Here is a 19,391-nt window from a genome sequence, read left to right on the forward strand (position 1 = left end):
CCGGTGGTTTAAAAACCAGGATCCCAATCTACTTCGATTGAACGAGTAGTGAGATCGACTTTCTTGATAACCTGCCCATCGAGGAACGGTACGAGACGTTCCTTGATACCAAACGCATCTTTCAGGTTTGCCTTAATGACGAGAACGTCATTAGATCCGGTTTCCATCATATCGACGACTTTACCGAGATCGTAGCCTTCAGTGGTTACTACCTGGCAGCCCATCAGGTCTTTCCAGTAGTAGTCACCCTCTTCAAGCTGAGGCAGCTGCGATGAATCCACGACAATTTCACAATTCGTCAGCAGGTTCGCCGCATCACGATCGTCAACGCCTTTCAGCTTGATGATCATGTCCTGATTGTGGTGCTTCCAGCTTTCCAGCTGGACTTGCTGCCACTGACCCGCCTTCTGGATAAACCAGGGCTGATAGTCAAAAATGCTTTCGGCGTCTTCGGTGGAAGAAAACACTCTGAGCCACCCACGAATACCGTAAGACGAACCCATTTTTCCCAAAACGATGGGATCAACAGGTGCTTGCGCGGTGAGTTGTTTGCTCATCATGACCACCGTGACAGATTAAGCTGCTTTGTTTACTTCTTTGATCAGCGCAGCAACGCGATCAGAAATAGTTGCGCCCTGGCCAACCCAGTGAGCGATGCGATCCAGATCCAGGCGAGTGCCTTCTTCTTTTTCGCTAGCGATTGGGTTGAAGAAACCAACGCGCTCAATGAAGCGACCGTTGCGTGCATTACGGCTGTCAGCGACAACAACCTGGTAGAACGGACGCTTTTTAGCGCCGTGACGTGCTAAACGAATAGTTACCATAACATCCTCTTGTGTGAATAAAACAACCGGACCCCATCGAGGAACGGAGTCCGGTGTCATATTAAAAGCCCGAAAATTTTACTGATTTCTGGAGAAAATGCAATCAGCAGTTAATAACTCTGTCGAATAAGGTCATTTAGCGACCAGGAAATCCCGGCGGCATCATCCCCTTCATACTTCTCATCATCTTCGCCATTCCGCCCTTCTTCATTTTCTTCATCATGCGCTGCATGTCGTCGAACTGCTTCAGAAGGCGGTTAACATCCTGCACCTGCATACCGCAACCGGCAGCGATACGACGTTTACGCGAACCTTTGATGATTTCTGGCTTAGCGCGCTCTTTCATCGTCATCGAGTTGATGATGGCTTCCATACGCACCAGCACTTTATCGTCCATCTGCGACTTGACGTTATCCGGGATCTGCCCCATGCCCGGCAGTTTGCCCATCAGGCTGGCCATGCCGCCCATATTTTTCATCTGGCGCAGTTGCTCAAGGAAGTCGTTGAGATCGAAGCCGTCGCCTTTTTTCAGCTTGCTGGCTAATTTCTCTGCCTGCGCGCGGTCAACTTTGCTTTCGATATCTTCGATCAGCGACAGTACGTCGCCCATGCCGAGAATACGGGAAGCGATGCGGTCCGGATGGAACGGCTCCAGCGCCTCGGTTTTCTCGCCAACACCGAGGAACTTGATCGGTTTGCCCGTAATGTGGCGAATAGAGAGCGCCGCACCGCCACGAGCATCGCCGTCGACTTTAGTCAGTACCACACCGGTCAGCGGTAGCGCTTCATTGAATGCTTTTGCCGTATTGGCCGCATCCTGACCAGTCATGGCATCAACCACAAACAGGGTTTCAACCGGATTAATCGACGCATGGACTTGTTTGATCTCGTCCATCATCGCTTCGTCAACATGCAGACGACCGGCGGTATCCACCAGCAACACGTCGTAGAATTTCAGTTTGGCTTCTTTCAGCGCCGCGTTAACGATATCTACCGGCTTCTGACCAACATCAGAAGGGAAGAAATCAACGCCCACCTGCTCTGCCAGCGTCTCAAGCTGTTTGATTGCCGCCGGACGATAAACGTCGGCAGAAACCACCAGCACTTTCTTCTTGTGCTTCTCGCGCAGGAACTTACCGAGTTTACCCACGCTGGTTGTTTTACCGGCACCTTGCAGGCCCGCCATCAGCACCACCGCAGGCGGTTGCGCAGCCAGGTTCAGGGTCTGGTTCTCTTCGCCCATCGCCGCAACCAGTTCGTTACGGACGATTTTGACGAACTCCTGCCCCGGCGTCAGGCTCTTATTAACTTCATGACCAACCGCTTTCTCTTTTACGCGATTGATAAACTCACGCACTACCGGCAGGGCGACGTCCGCCTCCAGCAGCGCCATGCGCACTTCGCGCAGCGTATCTTTTACGTTGTCTTCAGTGAGGCGTCCACGGCCACTGATATTGCGCAGCGTGCGCGACAAACGATCGGTTAAATTATCAAACATTGTCTCTCGCCTGGGGTGGAAACGGTTGGCCGCAATCGCGACACATCATCAGTATTTTGCCGCAGTATAACATGAAGGCGTCTTTGTTGTTATGCAACGGTTGGAGCAGCGTTCACCTGACGCTATACTGCTTCTCTTTCTTATTGCTCAAACTGTCGACATTACTATGCCCGTTTTTGCTCTGCTCGCGCTTGTCGCCTACTCCGTCAGTCTTGCGCTGATTGTTCCCGGTCTGCTGCAAAAAAACGGCGGCTGGCGGCGCATGGCTATTATTTCTGCGGTCATCGCGCTGGTCTGCCACGCAATCGCTCTGGAAGCCCGCATCTTGCCCGACGGTGATAGCGGACAAAACCTCAGCCTGCTGAACGTTGGTTCGCTGGTCAGTTTGATGATCTGTACGGTAATGACCATCGTGGCTTCCCGCAATCGTGGCTGGTTGCTGCTACCCATTGTCTATGCCTTTGCGCTTATCAACCTGGCGCTGGCAACCTTTATGCCCAATGAATACATCACCCATCTGGAAGCAACGCCTGGGATGCTGGTGCACATTGGCTTATCGCTCTTTTCCTATGCCACGCTGATTATCGCCGCTCTGTATGCATTACAACTGGCGTGGATTGATTACCAACTGAAGAACAAGAAGCTGGCGTTTAACCAGGAAATGCCGCCGTTGATGAGTATCGAGCGTAAAATGTTCCACATCACGCAGATTGGCGTGGTGCTGTTAACGCTCACTCTTTGCACTGGCCTGTTCTACATGCACAACTTATTTAGCATGGAAAATATCGACAAGGCCGTGCTCTCTATCGTGGCGTGGTTTGTCTATATTGTGCTGCTGTGGGGACATTATCATGAAGGATGGCGTGGACGCCGCGTCGTCTGGTTTAACGTTGCGGGTGCGGTCATTCTGACACTGGCCTACTTCGGTAGCCGAATTGTCCAGCAGTTAATCAGCTAACCCCAGAAAAGGAGTTTCCCCTGGAACACATATCTACTACCACGTTGATCATTATTCTGATCATCATGGTGGTCATTTCAGCCTATTTTTCCGGGTCCGAAACCGGAATGATGACCCTCAACCGCTATCGTCTGCGGCATATGGCGAAACAGGGTAATCGCTCGGCCAAACGTGTCGAAAAATTGCTGCGTAAGCCAGACCGCCTGATAAGCCTGGTGTTAATCGGCAATAACCTGGTCAATATTCTTGCCTCCGCGCTCGGCACTATTGTGGGGATGCGTTTGTACGGGGATGCGGGCGTGGCAATTGCGACTGGTGTGCTTACTTTTGTCGTACTGGTTTTTGCTGAAGTATTGCCGAAAACCATTGCCGCGCTGTACCCGGAAAAAGTCGCCTATCCAAGTAGTTTTCTGCTGGCACCGCTGCAAATTTTGATGATGCCGCTGGTCTGGTTGCTGAACGCTATTACCCGCATGTTAATGCGCATGATGGGCATCAAAACCGATATTGTGGTCAGTGGCTCTTTAAGCAAAGAAGAATTACGCACCATTGTGCACGAATCGAGGTCACAAATTTCCCGTCGCAATCAGGATATGCTGTTGTCGGTACTCGATCTGGAAAAAATGACTGTCGATGACATCATGGTGCCGCGCAGTGAAATTATCGGTATTGATATCAACGATGACTGGAAATCGATTCTCCGCCAACTCTCCCACTCACCTCACGGACGCATCGTGCTCTACCGTGACTCGCTTGACGACGCCATCAGTATGCTGCGAGTGCGTGAAGCCTGGCGGTTGATGTCGGAGAAAAAAGAGTTCACCAAAGAAACCATGCTACGCGCCGCGGACGAAATCTATTTTGTCCCGGAAGGTACGCCGCTCAGCACGCAGCTGGTGAAGTTTCAGCGCAACAAAAAGAAAGTCGGCCTGGTCGTCAACGAGTATGGAGATATTCAGGGTCTGGTGACGGTCGAAGATATTCTCGAAGAGATTGTTGGTGATTTCACCACGTCGATGTCGCCAACGCTCGCCGAAGAGGTCACGCCGCAAAACGACGGTTCGGTGATTATCGATGGCACTGCCAACGTGCGGGAAATCAACAAAGCCTTTAACTGGCATCTACCGGAAGATGATGCTCGTACTGTTAACGGCGTCATTCTGGAAGCGCTGGAGGAGATCCCGGTAGCAGGCACCCGCGTGCGTATTGGCGAGTACGATATCGATATTCTCGACGTACAGGACAATATGATTAAGCAGGTAAAAGTTTTTCCTGTGAAACCGCTGCGTGAGAGTGTGGCGGAGTAACGAAAACGGCCCGGCATTCGCATGCAGGGCCGTGACTTATGACGAAAACAGAAATTAAGCTTTTGCCTTCGCTACAGTAACCATCGCCGCACGAATCGTACGACCGTTCAGCGTATAACCCTTCTGCATAATGCCCAGTACGTTACCTGGCGCAACGTCATCAGATTCCACCATTGCGATGGCCTGATGCACATTCGGGTCCAGCGGCACGTTAGTTTCGGCGATCACTTCAACGCCAAACTTACGCACAACATCCAGCATCGACTTCAGCGTCAGCTCAATACCTTCAACCATCGCGGACATATCCGGGTTAGCTTTATCAGCCACTTCCAGCGCACGATCCAGGCTATCAATCACCGGCAGCAATTCGTTGATGAATTTCTCCAGCGCGAATTTATGTGCTTTTTCGATATCCAGTTCAGTACGGCGACGCAGGTTTTCCATTTCGGCTTTTACGCGCAAAATGCCGTCACGTTCACGGGTCTGGGCTTCAGCCAGCTGAGCTTCGAGATTCGCAATTTTTTCATCGCGCGGATCCACCTGCTCAGCAGAAGCTTCTGGCTCAACTGCCTCAATCTCTTCGTGCTGATCCATGATAATTTCTTCCGGGGCTTGCCCCTCAGGCGTTTTCTGTTCTTTACTACTCATGAATTTCTCCGCGTTTTTTTTCGCATTCATCTCGCTAACTTCGCTTATTATGGGGATCAGTTTCAGGGTTTCAAGGGAAGCACTCACATTGTCATCAATCTTCGCAACAAGGACCTCGGAAAAATGAATAATCATTTCAAGTGTATTGGCATTGTGGGACACCCACGGCACCCTACTGCACTGACAACACATGAAATGCTCTACCGTTGGCTGTGCACAAAAGGTTACGAGGTCATCGTCGAGCAACAAATCGCTCACGAACTGCAACTGAAGAATGTGAAAACTGGCACGCTCGCGGAGATTGGGCAACTGGCTGATCTCGCGGTAGTCGTTGGTGGCGACGGTAATATGCTGGGCGCGGCGCGCACACTCGCCCGTTACGATATTAAAGTTATTGGAATCAACCGTGGCAACCTGGGTTTCCTGACCGACCTTGACCCCGATAACGCTCAGCAACAATTAGCCGATGTGCTGGAAGGTCACTACATCAGCGAGAAACGTTTTTTGCTGGAAGCGCAAGTCTGTCAGCAAGATTGCCAAAAGCGCATCAGCACCGCGATAAATGAAGTGGTGCTTCACCCAGGAAAAGTGGCGCATATGATTGAATTCGAAGTATATATCGACGAGATCTTTGCGTTTTCGCAGCGTTCCGATGGCCTGATTATTTCGACACCAACAGGCTCTACTGCCTATTCTCTCTCGGCAGGCGGTCCAATCCTGACGCCTTCTCTGGATGCAATTACCCTGGTGCCCATGTTCCCGCATACGTTGTCAGCACGACCACTGGTCATAAACAGCAGCAGCACGATCCGTCTGCGTTTTTCACATCGCCGTAACGACCTGGAAATCAGTTGCGACAGCCAGATAGCACTACCGATTCAGGAAGGAGAAGATGTCCTGATTCGTCGCTGTGATTACCATCTGAATCTGATTCATCCGAAAGATTACAGCTATTTCAATACATTAAGCACCAAGCTCGGCTGGTCAAAAAAATTATTCTAATTTTACGCCAGCCTCTTTACTGTATATAAAACCAGTTTATACTGTACACAATAACAGTAATGGTTTTTCATACAGGAAAACAACTATGTTGGCACAACTGACCATCAGCAACTTTGCTATCGTTCGTGAGCTTGAGATTGATTTTCACAGCGGCATGACCGTAATCACCGGCGAGACCGGCGCGGGTAAATCTATTGCAATAGATGCCCTGGGCCTTTGTCTCGGCGGTCGCGCTGAAGCCGACATGGTGCGTACCGGAGCTGCTCGCGCAGATCTGTGCGCCCGTTTTTCTCTGAAAGATACACCCGCAGCACTGCGCTGGCTGGAAGAAAACCAACTGGAAGATGGCCGTGAATGCCTGCTTCGTCGCGTAATCAGTAGCGATGGTCGCTCTCGTGGTTTTATCAACGGTACAGCTGTTCCACTGTCACAACTGCGCGAACTGGGCCAGTTGCTCATTCAGATCCATGGTCAGCACGCCCATCAATTACTCACCAAACCCGAGCACCAAAAATTCCTGCTTGATGGCTATGCTAATGAAACCTCTCTGCTTCAGGAAATGACCGCACGTTATCAGTTGTGGCATCAAAGCTGCCGCGACCTCGCGCATCATCAACAGTTAAGTCAGGAACGCGCCGCTCGTGCGGAGCTGCTGCAATACCAATTAAAAGAACTGAACGAATTTAATCCGCAGCCCGGAGAGTTTGAGCAAATCGACGAAGAGTACAAACGTCTGGCGAACAGCGGTCAATTGCTGACCACCAGCCAGAATGCATTGGCATTAATGGCCGACGGCGAAGACGCAAACCTGCAAAGCCAGCTTTACACGGCTAAACAACTGGTGAGCGAATTGATTGGCATGGACAGCAAACTGTCCGGCGTACTTGATATGCTGGAAGAGGCTACCATCCAGATTGCTGAAGCCAGCGACGAACTGCGCCACTACTGCGATCGTCTGGATCTTGATCCCAACCGACTGTTTGAACTTGAACAGCGCATCTCAAAACAGATTTCGCTGGCACGTAAACATCACGTCAGCCCGGAAGCATTGCCACAGTATTATCAATCACTACTGGAAGAGCAGCAGCAACTGGACGATCAGGCCGACTCACAAGAAACGCTCGCGCTGGCGGTAACGAAACATCATCAGCAGGCACTGGAAACGGCGCGCGCGTTACACCAGCAACGCCAGCATTATGCAAATGAGTTGGCACAGCTGATCACCGACAGTATGCATGCACTCTCTATGCCGCATGGGCAGTTTACGATTGATGTTAAATTTGACGAGCATCACCTGGGCGCTGACGGCGCTGATCGTATTGAGTTTCGGGTAACCACCAACCCAGGTCAGCCAATGCAGCCTATTGCCAAAGTCGCATCTGGTGGTGAATTGTCCCGCATCGCATTGGCAATTCAGGTCATCACAGCGCGTAAAATGGAAACCCCGGCACTGATTTTTGATGAAGTGGATGTAGGGATTAGCGGTCCAACAGCGGCAGTTGTCGGCAAACTGCTGCGTCAACTCGGCGAATCAACTCAGGTGATGTGTGTTACCCACCTGCCACAAGTCGCGGGATGTGGTCATCAACACTATTTTGTCAGCAAAGAAACCGATGGTGCGATGACAGAAACGCATATGGAGTCGCTGGACAAAAAAGCGCGGTTACAAGAGCTGGCGCGCCTGCTTGGTGGCAGTGAAGTCACACGTAACACACTGGCGAATGCGAAAGAACTGCTTGCGGCGTAAACTTTTTTCCTGCTTCACGGTCAGAGTAAACAGCAAAACGCCGTAAGACCGGAAAGCAAAAGGTTTTAAAGTGATGAAAGGTCTATTATCATCGGCATATTACAGATGAGCCACGTACTGCTCGGGCCCGAAAAGGAATCAAATCACTATGCGCTGTAAAACGCTGACTGCTGCAGCAGCAGTACTATTGATGTTGACCGCAGGCTGTTCCACTCTGGAGCGAGTGGTTTACCGTCCTGACATCAACCAGGGGAACTATCTGACCGCTAACGACGTATCCAAAATACGTGTTGGCATGACGCAACAACAAGTTGCGTACGCATTGGGTACACCGCTGATGTCCGATCCATTTGGTACGAATACCTGGTTCTATGTCTTCCGCCAGCAACCAGGTCATGAAGGTGTAACGCAGCAAACGCTGACGCTGACCTTTAACAGTAGCGGGGTGTTGACCAACATTGATAACAAACCTGCGCTGAGTGGTAACTAATAATAAAGTTGCTCTCAAAGACGTTAAAAAAGGTGCTCAATGAGCACCTTTTTTCTGTCTGTTATTTATTCGCTGATTTTTCTGCTCGTTGCCTGCGAAGCTCTTTCGGATCGGCAATGAGAGGACGATAAATCTCCACCCGATCGCCATCATGCACGGTATCGCTCAGTTTTGCCGGACGGCTGTAAATGCCGACTTTGTTTTTAGTTAAATCGATATCGGTACGCAATTCCAGCAAGCCACTGGTGCGAATAGCTTCTTCAACCGTCGCGCCCTCCTGCAGCGTCACGCGCTGCAGGTACTGCTTCTCAGGTAGAGCATAAGCCACCTCAACGGCAATTTTACCTGGCACTGTAAACCTCTTTCGCACGAACCGTAAAAGCCTGGACCATATTAGCCGCCAGCTCTTTAAACACGCGGCCAAAGGCGAGTTCAATCAACTTATTGGTAAACTCAAAGTCGAGATGAAACTCGATACGACACGCCTCCTGGCTCAGCGGCGTAAACTTCCATCCACCGATCAATTTCTTGAACGGCCCATCCACCAAATTCATAAGAATACTTTGGTTACTGGTCAACTGGTTGCGGGTAGTAAACGTTTTGCTGATCCCAGCCTTAGAGACATCTACCGCCGCGGTCATCTGCCCAGGAGTGGACTCCAGAATCCGACTTCCGGTACAACCCGGCAAAAACTGAGGATAAGACTGAACGTCATTCACTAACTGATACATTTGCTCCGCGCTGTAGGGTACCAGTGCGGTCCGGCTAATCTGAGGCATAACAATTTCCATCAACAAAAATCCAACAAATAATATCATTTATCCTGCTGTAAAAAAAACGCTATCCCGGCGCTGGGTAACATCGGGTTCATGCTAAGATAGAGCCTTGTCCCCCGCAGGATTGATATGGGGTGTTTTCGATTTCAGATTACCGATGATTCACGACGCTTATGACGAAGAAAAAAGCACATAAACCTGGTTCAGCGACCATCGCGCTTAACAAGCGCGCCCGTCACGAATACTTTATCGAAGAAGAGTTCGAAGCGGGACTTGCCCTGCAAGGCTGGGAGGTTAAATCCCTGCGCGCAGGAAAAGCCAATATCAGCGACAGCTACGTCCTTCTACGTGATGGAGAAGCATTTCTGTTTGGCGCTAACATCACGCCAATGGCAGTGGCATCCACGCATGTGGTGTGCGATCCTACCCGTACCCGCAAGTTACTTCTCAACCAGCGCGAACTGGACTCATTGTACGGTCGCGTCAATCGAGAAGGCTATACCGTAGTGGCGCTCTCCCTGTACTGGAAAAATGCCTGGTGCAAAGTGAAAATCGGCGTCGCTAAAGGTAAGAAACAGCACGATAAACGTTCAGACATCAAAGAACGCGAATGGCAGGTGGATAAAGCGCGTATCATGAAAAACGCCCACCGTTAAATCTGCACTCCAATTATTGACCAGTTCCTCACCGCGCCACCCTCTCCGGCGGCGCGAATGAACATCTTATTGGCTATCACATCCGACCCAAATGTTGCCATCCCATTGCTTAATCGAATAAAAATCAGGCTACATGGGTGCTAAATCTTTAACGATAACGCCATTGAGGCTGGTCATGGCGCTCATAAATCTGGTATACTTGCCGTTACACATTGGGGCTGATTCTGGATTCGACGGGATTTGCGAAACCCAAGGTGCATGCCGAGGGGCGGTTGGCCTCGTAAAAAGCCGCAAAAAATAGTCGCAAACGACGAAAATTACGCTTTAGCAGCTTAATAACCTGCTTAGAGCCCTCTCTCCCTAGCCTCCGCTCTTAGGACGGGGATCAAGAGAGGTCAAACCCAAAAGAGATCGCGTGGAAGCCCTGCCTGGGGTTGAAGCGTTAAAACTTAATCAGGCTAGTTTGTTAGTGGCGTGTCCGTCCGCAGCTGGCAAGCGAATGTAAAGACTGACTAAGCATGTAGTACCGAGGATGTAGGAATTTCGGACGCGGGTTCAACTCCCGCCAGCTCCACCAAATAAATCAAGGGGTTACGTGAAAGCGTAGCCCCTTTTTCTTTGGTAGTGGCGGCAAAATGGCGACAGACTTTTGCGTCCATCTTGCCTGTCGCCATCTTGAAATCATGCAAAGAGGTTTCACATGGAAGAACTTCACTTTGTTTACATCAATGCAAATGGTCGTATCGGTGTTCACTCTATACAGAGCATCAGTTATAGCGAAAATCATATACAGGGCATTTGTAAGAACACCGATCGAATAAAAACCTTCCGAAAAGACCGCATTCTTAAACAGTACGATTCTCCAGAACAAGCCATTCAGGAATGCGCGTCATTCCTCCCCGAAAACTACTCACATCTCACCAAGCAGTCTGGTCCGAAAAAAAATACATTCGATGTGTGTTTCACCGGATTTAAGAAAGCAGATAAAGAAAGATTGGTTGATAAGGCGAATGAACAAGGATTAACGGTAAGAACCTCTGTAACCCAAAGCCTTCAGATGCTCTGTTGCGGTTACAATGCAGGCCCATCAAAAGTATCGGCAGCCAGGATGAAAGGCACAATCATCATAGATGAGACTGGCTTTATACATTTTCTTGAAACGGGTGAGATCCCAGATGAATAAAAACCTGCCGTAGCAGGTTCTCTTTCTCAAAAATTCATATGCCCCTGACCACCTGGCAATGGATGTGGAGGAGCAGTAGCAATCAGTGCGGGTGTCACAATAAACCGGACCACTGTTTCATGGGTAACAAAAGTGCTCCCGCAGTTAATATTTTGGCACTGGCAGTAACGCTCTTTGGTGCTTTCAGTTACTTGAAAACTGCTCCTTGTGTGTGCCGCATGACCACACTTTGGACAATTCATCATATCCAGATCCCTACCTTTGCTATCAGAATCATTGTAATGATACACAAAATATCAATATTGAGAACACTTTATTTCATTTCAAGATCATCAATCTTCACTTCGAGTTCAATACTGGTTGTAAAACCGTTATCCGGGCTGACGGTATGTGTCAGAGTCGTAATGGTCCATTCCGCATCATCTATCGGCTGTTTAAAACCACTGACCTTCACAGGCATTTCCGTGTAGAGATCTGCCCGCCCTTCCGCCAGTTGTAGCGAGAATGACGCAACGCCACGTTGCAGGCGTTCCCACTGCATTTTCGCTGCCCGTTCAGCGTTGCTCCGGTTGGCATAAGTGCGATTAAGTAACAGCACGTTTTCATCCGTCCCCACCAGGTAATCGCCCTGCTTCGCTTCCGGCTCTTTCTTCTGCTTCTTAGTCCTGCGCTTACGCTTCACCGTAGTGCTTTCTTTCTTCGCGGGTTCGCGGGTATGCAACCAGCTGGCAATTACCCCCGTGTAAGCTCCGCGATCTGCCAGGGTAAAGCGGTGACTGTCGCCGTCCTTACGTGTGATAGTAATCACCGGCAGTGGTTTACCGCTGGCGCTTTTGCCCTGTCCCTGCCGGATGAATAACAGATTGCCATTTTTCACCGATGCAATGGCACCGTACTGGCGCGCCAGCCGCATCAAAAAACTGCCGTCACTCTCATTAGTCTGGTCTATATGCTCCACGGGCTTATCCGACAGGTCTTTACCCAGTGCCATCTTCAGCTTGTGCCGCGCGGCTATTTCCTTCACCACTTCCCCGATGGTGGTGTTATGCCACGATTTTTCACGGCGGGTATTCAGCGTTTCCCGAAAATCAGCACTTCGCGCCCGGATAGTCAGGCGGTCCGGTGCGCCAGTGTGTTCAATCTCGTCCACCGTGAATGCCCCTTTTGGGAAAAGCGGCTGCCCCTTCCAGCCCAGCGCCAGCGTAATGACCGCACCACGGCGCGGCAGCACGATTTTTCCGTCGGCGTCGTCCAGCTCCAGATCAAGCTGGTCCGCTTCAAAGCCCCGGTTATCCGTCAGCGTAAGCCCCATCAGGCGTTTGTCCAGCACAGTGGTGATATCCTTCCCCTCAATACTGATGCTGAATGCGGGAGTTTTGTTGCCTTTGTTAAGCAGTTCAGAGCTGAAATTCACGACAGCAGCCCTCCCACCGTTTTACTGATATCGCTTAAGGCAGACGTTGCCGTATCCTGCAGATTATTCAGCTGCGCACTGAGATCACCGAACATATCGGACAGGGATTCATCCACCCGTTTGAGCGACAGGGTGAACTCAATCCGGCGCGGCATACCGTCGCGGAAAAACTCCGTTTTAGTCAGATTCAGTCCCTCAATCACATACATGCCGTAAATCGTGCCGCTGCCTTCAATCAGGGGCCATGCTTTTCCCTGTTCTGCCATCTGCTCCAGAGCCAGCAACGACAGCCTGCCGCCCGTTATCTCCGGCATAAGAACACCAGAAAGCGTCAGCATGTCGTTGTCCGGTCCCAGAAACTGCGTGGATGGACGACGGTTTACCCGGCTGTTTGCCGCATGTCGCCAGCTGCGTTGATACTGCAGTTCCTGATACGGAACGGTGCGCAGCATAAACACGTACAATCCCAGCACCATCATCATGCGTCGTATCCCCCCTGATCGCTGTAGTTACTCCTGGCTTTTGCCTTCAGCCTGCGTTCACGTTCATCAAGCTGGCGTGCCACCTCCCGCGCAATATCCTGCGCACTTTGTCCTGGCTGCGTCTGAATGATGATCTGCGTCGGTGCCTCAATCCGGTGAACGGGCGGCACAGTGGCTGCACGACTCACCATCGCTTCGCCGCCTTTCGCGGGAAGTGCCAAAGGATGCAACGGTGGAAGCTCTGCAGGCGCGGCAGCAACGCCCATCATTCCGGCAACAACGGCAGCCAGTGCAGCTGTATTTCTCCGGCTGGTCACATTTGCCGGGCCGTTAACAATTTCCGGCCCGTTTTCACCGACGATGCCAAACTGCCCGCGCGGGATATAGCCGCCGCTGTCATACATCCCCGCAAAGCCATATCCCCATGATGGAAAACCACCCGATGGCATCATCACTTTACCGTCTGCATTCACCGTCGCAGGTTGCTGACGCGTCACGCTTTCCGGCAGTTTCGCCTTTGCAGCTTCTTTACTGACAATGCCGAGTTTATCCAGCAACCAGGAAACACCGGATTTCAGGGAGTCCAGCGGATGCATGACCATATTCAGCCCCTCCGCCAGAGCCTCCCCGAATCGTCGCCCCATTGCCGCTGCGCTCTGCAGTTCGGCAGAGGTCGACTTAACAGGCGTCAGCAGATCAGTAAACCAACCCCACAACGCCTGCACTTTGTCGCCAATCCACTGAAACACAGGCTTAAGTGGTTCGAATGCAGCACTGATGGGACCTGCCGACGCTTTGAATCCTTCCACCACGCCACCGAGAAATGCGGTGATGGGTTGCCAGTATTTCCAGACAACCAGCGCCACACCCGCCAGTGCAGTAACCACAAGACCTATCGGACTGAGCAGAGCACCTAACAGACCAGATATGGCATACAGGGCAACGCGCAGCATCGCCAGCGGACCGGATGCCAGTACTCGCAGCACCGCGCCTGCGGCAGCCAGTCCACCGCGTAGTGCTGCCAGTGGATTCATAAACATCACAGCAACAGCACGTAAACCGGATAATCCAGACCGCAACAGTGCAACCGGCACACCTGCTACAGTTTTCAGGACATTCCCCGTCAGTGATGCCGTGCGGCGCAAAGACGACAACGGCGCAGTAAGTAAACCCGCTGCGTTGCCCGATGAAGCAAGCCCGCGTCGCAGCAGTGCCAGTGGTGCGCCAGCCAGCCAGGACAACGCGCTGCTGGTTCGAGTTACTGCTGCCGTAACGGAAGATAACGTTTTGATACCCAACACAGAGAATCCCAGACGGATCACTGCCAGCGGCCCCAGCACTGCAGCCAGCGCCACCGCTAAGGTGCCGAGGCCGACGGTAACCGCAGCCACAACAGCCGATGCTTTCATCAGTGTGCCTGTCAGTTCCGGGTTAGCTTCCACCCAGCGACGCAACGCCCCCGTGACGCTTTTCACCGTGTACAGAATATCCATCAGCGGCTGGCGCAGCGTTTCGCCCAAGCTGCTGAAGGTGTTCTGCGCTCCGGTTTTGACCAGCAACCACTGCGCAGAAAGTGAATCCTTGTTAATGTCGGATTCTTTCTGCATGGAGCCAAGCGCATCATTGCCCGCTGTCAGTTTTAACTGACGCTGCAGTTCCGGCAGGTTGTTTGCCAGTTTCGCCGCGTCATCGCCAAACTCTTTACCAAACAACATAGTCATGGCAGACAGGCGCTTGTCCTGCGGCAGCGCGTTTACCTTCTCCAGCACGCGCTGGATGGTTCCCATCGCATCCTTCGTCATCTGCTTTTCAATCACTTCAGGATTGAGTTTCAGCAGATTCATCCCTTCAAAGAAACTCTTGCTTTGCATGGTGGCAATGGACAATTCACGCACCATCGCGTTTGCTGCACTGGCTGCAACCTCTGGCGCAGCGCCCAGTGTCAGGAAGGTGGAACCCAGCGCCGCCGCTTTACGATAATCCAGACGGTCAGCCACACCGCCCAGACGTTGCATCACATCAATGATGTCTGCCCCTTTCGACATGGCGTTATCATCCAGATAGTTCAGCGCATCACCGAGCTGTTCAATATTGCGGGTGGGGATTTTGTAGAGCTGGGCGATTTTCCCCAGACTTTCTGACAGTTCATCCGCTGGCAGCTCAAAGGCTGTTGCCGCCTTTGCTGCCGTACTGGCGAAGGCCAGCAGGTCACGTTTCTGATCTTCCCAGCTGTCGTCAGGGTTTGCGACGTTCATGCGCGCACCACCTTCAACCAGTGCAGCGAAGTCCACCGCACCGTTTTCCATCGGCAACTGTTCGCTGGCAGCCTTGATGGCATCCTGCATTTCATAAAAACGTGCAGTGCGGTTGCCATTATCGTCACGCAGACCATTGACCTGCTTTGCCACACCTTTCATGGCATCTTCCATGCTGGTATAGCTTTTTACTGCCGCCATCACTGGCGCACCCATTGCCAGCCCTGCAGCCGTGGTGGTGGCTCCGGCACCTGCAATACGATCACGCACCTCCAGCGAACGGGCATAACTGGCACGCGCTGCATTCATCCTGCGCTGAGCTTCCCCCAGTCGCTTCAGCCGCGCCTCCTGTTTCGAAAGTTCCTGGTTATAACGTGATGTTTCACGGGCTAAACGGGCAGTTGCTCCCGCATCGTCTTTCGCAGAAATTCCCGCCCGGTACAGTTCAGCACGCACAAGCGCCGTCTGCTGCTGCAGCTTTTTCTGGCGTTCTTCCAGGCGCTGAACAGCCAGCCGTTGACGGCCCAGAGCAACAACCTGACGTTGCGAAGGCGGCCCCATCGCTCCCAGTTCCTGACTGAGCAAATTTGCACGCTGGCGGGCATAGTTCAGCCTGTCGCCTAATTTCTGATTTTCTGCCAGCAGCTTTCGGAAGCTGTCCAGACTGCTCCCGGCCTGATCAAGCTGCTTTATTGCATCGCGGGATTTTTTGACAGCAGCAGCCAGTTCTCTTGAACTGGCCTGCGCAGATCGAAATGGGCGGGTGAGCTTGTCAACCGCATTAAGAATGACCTGCAGACGCAGGTTGTTATCACTCATCGTTGGCCCCGCTTCTCTGAATCGCTTTATACCGCCATTCCAGCACTTCGGTCAGCGGCATAACGTCAGTAACGGATGGCGGCCAGTGAAAAATAGTGGCGATATCTGCCACCAGATCGTCAACCGTCAGGCTGTCGGTAAACCGGCAAGCACCGACTTCTTCAACAAAAAAGTGACAACCTCAACCGACATGGCAGTGAGATCTGCCGGGTCCATCTCTGCAATTTCCTGTGCAGTCAGTGCCGGACTGGAGATGCGGGGGATCACGGTCATCATCGCGTTTACATCCATATCCATAATGGCCTGCAGGCGTGTACCGCGCAGCGCACCGGACTGCGGTTTACGCAGCACAATTTCGGTGATTTCTGTTTTACCGCGCTTGATGGGGGTATCCAGTTGAATGGTCTTTTCAGTCTGCTTATCGCTCATTTTGCTGTCCTGTCAATTGGGTTCTGGCGCGGAATCCCGCGCCGTTCAGATACATCAGAGGCCGAGGGCGTTGCGGTGCGCTTCCATCAGGTCCACACCGTCCACAATTTCCACCATGTTGATAAGGTCCACTTCATAGAGCACCTCACCATTGATGGTCAGCTTCGCGTAGCTGTTGGTACTGGTCACTTTGGTGGTGTTGCTTTCGCCCGTCTTCCACTCGCCGGAATCCACTTCTTTGTGACGTCCACGCACCACAAGCTCCACGGCCTGCACTTCTCCGGTATCGTCACGCTGGATAGAGCCGGTAAAGCGCAACTGGATGCCATCCACCGTGGCTTTGCCCATCTGCTTAAACAGCAGCAGTTCAGTACCACCAATGGAAAATTCTGTGTCCAGCGCACTTTCATCAAGCCCCAGATCCACATCAACTGCACCAGGCATTCCGCCGCCGCGATACTTCTCATATTTGCGGGTGAATTTCGGCAGCGTCAGCGACTCTACGATCCCCTGCCAGTTGTTCCCGTCGTTAAACAGGTTCAGATGTTTTAATTTGCGTGGTAAAGCCATGTTGTCCCCTTACGCGCTGACCTGGCTGGCGAAATTCACCAGGTACTGATCGGTGATGCGCTGGCGCAGCATCAGATTTTCAAGTGGCGGCACTGGCGTGTAGTCGTAGTCGATGGTGAGTTTTCCGGCTTTCAGGGTGTCTTTGTCGTTCACCGACTCGTCCAGCCAGCAATCACCACCAATGAGATACCCCTGACTTACCAGGCTGCGCATTTTGGCGCGGATACCCTCGATAATGTCGCGCGCCAGCGACGGGTTCAGCGGTTTGTCCACCGCCCACATGTGCGCTTCTGCCATTGTGTCCGTCAGCACCTGCGCCGTGCGGGTGTAGTTTTCGAAGGCAAAGAGTGGGTCATCACTCAGGCAGCGGGAACCCCAGAAGCGAAAGCCGTCTTTGCGGATAAGTGTGGTAACATCGTTCTGGTTAAGCAGCCCCGCATCAGTTGCCGGGTCCTGCAGATCCCAGAACACATCAGCAGAAATTCCGGTGACACCGTTCACGCCCACGTTGGACAGGCTTTTGTGCCACCCTGTCTGCTCATCAATTTTGGCACGCAGACCAAGCGCACGGGCGGTGGCATATGCCGTTGCGTCGGCATTCAGCACCGTGTCCCAGCCAGTAAAGTCAGGCCAAATCAGCATTCCTTCGCGCTGGCTGAAGTTTTCACGGTAAGTGATCGCCTCCTGTACCGTCTTGCAGCCATACGCTGACAGGTAAGCAAACCCACGCAGGCTTTGCGCCACGCTCAGCAACTCAGTCGCAACGGCTTTGTTATCGTGACCTGGCACGCCGAGAATGCGCGGTTTAACGCCGAGCTGTGACTGGGCAGATAGCAGGGCTTTCATGCCTGTTTTTTTACCTTCAGCAGTCACAGCGCCGATGATATTGGTCGTGGTTTCGTCTTCCGTTTCACCCTGCGGCACACGCACAACAACGGTCACGGGTTTTGCCTGATCAGCGATGGCATCCAGCGAACGGGCCAGAGTACCGGACTCACCCGCTTTACCGCTGGCAGTCAGCACATCAGTGATCAGCACGGGTTTATTAAGAGGAAACATTTTTGCATCGGCATCATCGCCCGTGCAGACCATACCCACGATGGCGGTGCTCACCGTGGTAATGGATCGGGTGCCTTCGTTGACTTCAACAACGCGCACCCCGTGGTGGTAATCCTGAGCCATAGTGGCGAACCTCCTGATTGGATTAGGCTTCGCCCTATGTTGAAGTGATTGTGCCCGACAAACAGCTAAGTGTAGTTGTACAGTTATTCACACAAAATGACGGTATTTGTCTGCTTGCAGGGATAATCAAAATTATGCTGATTCAGGGGGATTCATTGCTCTTATTTGCCGGAAATTTTCTATAAATGGTAGAAACGCCTACATCAAAAATCAGTGCAATACGCTGTCTTGATTCTCCGGCCTCGAGTAAACGTCCAATCTGTGCCCACTGTTCGGTGGTCAACTTAGGACGGCGTCCACCTACTCTGCCTTTGGCGCGAGCTGCAGCAAGCCCCGCCCTGGTACGTTCAACTATCAGTTCGCGCTCCATTTCAGCCAGGGCCCCCATGACATGAAAAAAGAAACGGCCCATTGGGGTGCTGGTATCAATACTGTCAGTCAGGCTTCGGAAATTCACGCCACGCTGACGCAACTCTTCTATCAGCGTAACAAGATGCCGCATACTGCGTCCCAACCTGTCCAGCTTCCAAACAACCAGCGTGTCTCCTGCCGATAGTGTCCTGAGTAGTTTTTTCAGCCCCGGTCTGTCGGACTTAGTGCCACTGATTTTGTCCTCAAAAATCCGCTCACATCCCGCGCAGTTCAGTGCATTACGTTGCAAATCGGTGTTCTGGTCATTTGTTGACACGCGTACATAGCCAATAAGCATGATCATTCCCCTGAATAAAAACCGGAGATGATGCCAGTTAGCTGTTACCTCTGCATTTTCATAAACGTTGGTTTGGGAGAAGCAGCGAAACGGGGTGTGGGAACAGGGGAAAATCAGATACCGGACATGGCTTCTTTTGCCAGTGGTGATGGATGGATGAAATTACCCAACGGTAAAATTCTGCAATATGGTCGAGGTGAGGCTATGCCGAAATTATCGACGCAAACAATGAGGATTACATTTCCTATCCCTTTCCCTAAAAAAGCGGACTGCGCCATTCTTACCCATTCTGGTGATGGCGGTGCGCCTTTAGGCGCTGGGCGAGGGTTCGTGATGACTGCAGAAGGCCCTACGTTAACCGGCTTTAATTCTGCTTACAGAACGTCATCAACCAGCGACACGGTATCTATGCATTACAGTTGGTGGGCTGTTGGTGAGTAAT

23 protein-coding genes and 1 other RNA gene are annotated in these 19,391 nt (G+C 51.9%); 9 read left to right on the forward strand and 15 right to left on the reverse strand.

The features are described 5' to 3' along the window. Nucleotides 1-8: 8 nt before the first annotated feature. The 3 genes from rimM to ffh form a co-directional block, all read right to left on the reverse strand. Nucleotides 9-557, reverse strand: coding sequence for a ribosome maturation factor RimM (gene rimM / locus FQ015_RS15315; protein ID WP_000043335.1), 549 nt, complete (start codon nucleotides 555-557; stop codon nucleotides 9-11). Nucleotides 558-575: 18 nt separating this feature from the next. Continuing rightward, a complete protein-coding gene (rpsP, locus tag FQ015_RS15320; RefSeq protein WP_000256450.1) occupies nucleotides 576-824 on the reverse strand; it encodes a 30S ribosomal protein S16 in 249 nt (82 codons plus the stop codon). Between the two features lie 136 nt (nucleotides 825-960). Further along, entirely contained in the window at nucleotides 961-2,322 is a 1,362-nt protein-coding gene (gene ffh / locus FQ015_RS15325; protein WP_000460035.1) for a signal recognition particle protein, read from the reverse strand. A gap of 166 nt (nucleotides 2,323-2,488) precedes the next feature. Between ffh and FQ015_RS15330 the strand changes: the two genes are divergently transcribed. Both FQ015_RS15330 and FQ015_RS15335 read left to right on the forward strand, forming a co-directional pair. Then, nucleotides 2,489-3,280: a cytochrome C assembly family protein gene (locus FQ015_RS15330; protein ID WP_001338897.1), complete on the forward strand. Its 792-nt coding sequence runs from the start codon at nucleotides 2,489-2,491 to the stop codon at nucleotides 3,278-3,280. A 20-nt stretch (nucleotides 3,281-3,300) separates the two neighbouring features. After that, a complete protein-coding gene (locus FQ015_RS15335; protein WP_010723175.1) occupies nucleotides 3,301-4,587 on the forward strand; it encodes an HlyC/CorC family transporter in 1,287 nt (428 codons plus the stop codon). Nucleotides 4,588-4,641: 54 nt separating this feature from the next. Here the strand turns inward: FQ015_RS15335 and grpE are convergent, their stop codons facing one another. Next, on the reverse strand, nucleotides 4,642-5,235 hold the full coding sequence (gene grpE / locus FQ015_RS15340) for a nucleotide exchange factor GrpE (protein ID WP_001296310.1): 594 nt from the start codon (nucleotides 5,233-5,235) through the stop codon (nucleotides 4,642-4,644). Between the two features lie 123 nt (nucleotides 5,236-5,358). Here grpE and nadK point away from each other — a divergent pair, with 123 nt between their 5' ends. The 3 genes from nadK to bamE all read left to right on the forward strand — a co-directional run bounded on the left by nadK (nucleotide 5,359) and on the right by bamE (nucleotide 8,474). Further along, nucleotides 5,359-6,237, forward strand: a complete 879-nt coding sequence (gene nadK, locus FQ015_RS15345) for an NAD(+) kinase (protein ID WP_001059169.1) — start codon at nucleotides 5,359-5,361, stop codon at nucleotides 6,235-6,237. Nucleotides 6,238-6,322: 85 nt separating this feature from the next. Then, nucleotides 6,323-7,984: a DNA repair protein RecN gene (gene recN / locus FQ015_RS15350; protein ID WP_032184939.1), complete on the forward strand. Its 1,662-nt coding sequence runs from the start codon at nucleotides 6,323-6,325 to the stop codon at nucleotides 7,982-7,984. Between the two features lie 148 nt (nucleotides 7,985-8,132). Next, nucleotides 8,133-8,474, forward strand: coding sequence for an outer membrane protein assembly factor BamE (gene bamE, locus FQ015_RS15355; protein ID WP_001203437.1), 342 nt, complete (start codon nucleotides 8,133-8,135; stop codon nucleotides 8,472-8,474). 61 nt (nucleotides 8,475-8,535) lie between these two features. On the opposite strand, the gene FQ015_RS15360 is transcribed toward bamE, so the two are convergent. Together FQ015_RS15360 and ratA are read right to left on the reverse strand one after the other, a co-directional pair. Then, the gene (locus FQ015_RS15360; RefSeq protein WP_001117842.1) at nucleotides 8,536-8,826 is read right to left on the reverse strand and encodes an RnfH family protein; all 291 of its coding nucleotides are present in this window, start codon (nucleotides 8,824-8,826) and stop codon (nucleotides 8,536-8,538) included. Continuing rightward, on the reverse strand, nucleotides 8,816-9,253 hold the full coding sequence (ratA, locus tag FQ015_RS15365) for a type II toxin-antitoxin system toxin RatA (protein ID WP_001300750.1): 438 nt from the start codon (nucleotides 9,251-9,253) through the stop codon (nucleotides 8,816-8,818). The genes FQ015_RS15360 and ratA overlap by 11 nt, the downstream gene beginning before the upstream one ends. A 170-nt stretch (nucleotides 9,254-9,423) precedes the next feature. Between ratA and smpB the strand changes: the two genes are divergently transcribed. The 3 genes from smpB (at nucleotide 9,424) to FQ015_RS15380 (ending at nucleotide 11,089) form a co-directional block, all read left to right on the forward strand. Then, nucleotides 9,424-9,906: an SsrA-binding protein SmpB gene (gene smpB / locus FQ015_RS15370; RefSeq protein ID WP_000162574.1), complete on the forward strand. Its 483-nt coding sequence runs from the start codon at nucleotides 9,424-9,426 to the stop codon at nucleotides 9,904-9,906. 214 nt (nucleotides 9,907-10,120) lie between these two features. Further along, nucleotides 10,121-10,483: a transfer-messenger RNA gene (gene ssrA, locus FQ015_RS15375) on the forward strand. A 123-nt stretch (nucleotides 10,484-10,606) separates the two neighbouring features. After that, on the forward strand, nucleotides 10,607-11,089 hold the full coding sequence (locus tag FQ015_RS15380) for a hypothetical protein (protein WP_089560393.1): 483 nt from the start codon (nucleotides 10,607-10,609) through the stop codon (nucleotides 11,087-11,089). A gap of 26 nt (nucleotides 11,090-11,115) precedes the next feature. Here FQ015_RS15380 and FQ015_RS15385 read toward each other — a convergent pair whose 3' ends face one another. The 9 genes from FQ015_RS15385 to FQ015_RS15425 all read right to left on the reverse strand — a co-directional run bounded on the left by FQ015_RS15385 (nucleotide 11,116) and on the right by FQ015_RS15425 (nucleotide 18,949). Then, entirely contained in the window at nucleotides 11,116-11,334 is a 219-nt protein-coding gene (locus FQ015_RS15385; protein WP_000980501.1) for an ogr/Delta-like zinc finger family protein, read from the reverse strand. Between the two features lie 68 nt (nucleotides 11,335-11,402). Next, nucleotides 11,403-12,503, reverse strand: coding sequence for a phage late control D family protein (locus tag FQ015_RS15390; RefSeq protein ID WP_089560394.1), 1,101 nt, complete (start codon nucleotides 12,501-12,503; stop codon nucleotides 11,403-11,405). Beyond that, the gene (locus FQ015_RS15395; RefSeq protein WP_089560395.1) at nucleotides 12,500-12,985 is read right to left on the reverse strand and encodes a phage tail protein; all 486 of its coding nucleotides are present in this window, start codon (nucleotides 12,983-12,985) and stop codon (nucleotides 12,500-12,502) included. Before FQ015_RS15395 ends, FQ015_RS15390 begins: the two co-directional genes overlap by 4 nt. Next, nucleotides 12,982-16,059: a phage tail tape measure protein gene (locus FQ015_RS15400; protein ID WP_089560396.1), complete on the reverse strand. Its 3,078-nt coding sequence runs from the start codon at nucleotides 16,057-16,059 to the stop codon at nucleotides 12,982-12,984. Before FQ015_RS15400 ends, FQ015_RS15395 begins: the two co-directional genes overlap by 4 nt. Next, entirely contained in the window at nucleotides 16,052-16,171 is a 120-nt protein-coding gene (locus tag FQ015_RS15405; RefSeq protein ID WP_000763311.1) for a GpE family phage tail protein, read from the reverse strand. Before FQ015_RS15405 ends, FQ015_RS15400 begins: the two co-directional genes overlap by 8 nt. 14 nt (nucleotides 16,172-16,185) lie before the next feature. Next, entirely contained in the window at nucleotides 16,186-16,488 is a 303-nt protein-coding gene (locus FQ015_RS15410; protein ID WP_001281009.1) for a phage tail assembly protein, read from the reverse strand. Between the two features lie 54 nt (nucleotides 16,489-16,542). Beyond that, nucleotides 16,543-17,058 (reverse strand): phage major tail tube protein, encoded by a 516-nt coding sequence (locus tag FQ015_RS15415; RefSeq protein ID WP_023150386.1) that lies wholly within the window; start codon nucleotides 17,056-17,058, stop codon nucleotides 16,543-16,545. A gap of 9 nt (nucleotides 17,059-17,067) precedes the next feature. Then, nucleotides 17,068-18,240 (reverse strand): phage tail sheath protein, encoded by a 1,173-nt coding sequence (locus FQ015_RS15420; RefSeq protein ID WP_023150387.1) that lies wholly within the window; start codon nucleotides 18,238-18,240, stop codon nucleotides 17,068-17,070. A 142-nt stretch (nucleotides 18,241-18,382) separates the two neighbouring features. Beyond that, nucleotides 18,383-18,949 carry a recombinase family protein gene (locus tag FQ015_RS15425; protein ID WP_000905033.1) on the reverse strand — a complete coding sequence of 189 codons (567 nt, stop codon included), beginning with the start codon at nucleotides 18,947-18,949 and terminating at the stop codon, nucleotides 18,383-18,385. 30 nt (nucleotides 18,950-18,979) lie between these two features. On the opposite strand from FQ015_RS15425, the gene FQ015_RS15430 reads away from it, so the two are divergent. Further along, nucleotides 18,980-19,390, forward strand: coding sequence for a gp53-like domain-containing protein (locus FQ015_RS15430; protein WP_089560397.1), 411 nt, complete (start codon nucleotides 18,980-18,982; stop codon nucleotides 19,388-19,390). Nucleotide 19,391 lies beyond the last annotated feature (1 nt).

Source organism: Escherichia sp. HH26CH (genome assembly GCF_009820205.1).
Classification (GTDB): Bacteria; Pseudomonadota; Gammaproteobacteria; order Enterobacterales; family Enterobacteriaceae; genus Escherichia; species Escherichia coli_F.